Annotated in this window: 1 protein-coding gene; it reads left to right on the plus strand. The window is 44.0% G+C overall.

Features of this window, described 5'->3' with window-relative positions; genetic code table 11:
- The coding region (locus D8848_RS10645) for a DUF1542 domain-containing protein (protein ID WP_125450675.1) at positions 1–767 on the plus strand (767 nt) is incomplete at both ends.

Below are 767 nucleotides of genomic sequence, written 5' to 3' on the forward strand. Positions count from 1 at the left end.
TTAACAGCTGAAGAGAAAGCAAAAGCTAAGGAAGATGCAAAAGCGAAAGCAGACGCAGCGAAAACAGCAATCGATAACGCAACAACAAACGATGCGGTAGAACAAGCTAAGACTGCAGGAACAACAAGTGTAGACTTAGTCACTCCAACAGCGCAAGCTAAGCCAGCGGCTAAAAAAGCAATAGACGATGCGCTNAAAGCTAAGGAAGCAGAAATCGATGCGAACAACGACTTAACAGCTGAAGAAAAAGCAAAAGCTAAGGAAGATGCAAAAGCGAAAGCAGACGCAGCGAAAACAGCAATCGACAACGCAACAACAAACGATGCGGTAGAACAAGCTAAGACTGCAGGAACAACAAGTGTAGACTTAGTAACTCCAACGCCAGTAGCTAAGCCAGCGGCTAAAAAAGCAATAGACGATGCGCTGAAAGCTAAGGAAGCAGAAATCGATGCGAACAACGACTTAACAGCTGAAGAGAAAGCAAAAGCTAAGGAAGATGCAAAAGCGAAAGCAGACGCAGCGAAACAAGAAATCGATAACGCAACAACAAATGATGCAGTAACTCAAGCTAAAAATGATGGAGCAATAAGTGTAGACTCAGTAACTCCAACGCCAGTAGCTAAGCCAGCAGCTAAAAAAGCAATAGACGATGTGCTGAAAGCTAAGGAAGCAGAAATCGATGCGAACAACGACTTAACAGCTGAAGAGAAAGCAAAAGCTAAGGAAGATGCAAAAGCGAAAGCAGACGCAGCGAAAACAGCAATCGA

The organism is Streptococcus mitis (genome assembly GCF_003942775.1).
Classification (GTDB): Bacteria; Bacillota; Bacilli; order Lactobacillales; family Streptococcaceae; genus Streptococcus; species Streptococcus mitis_CN.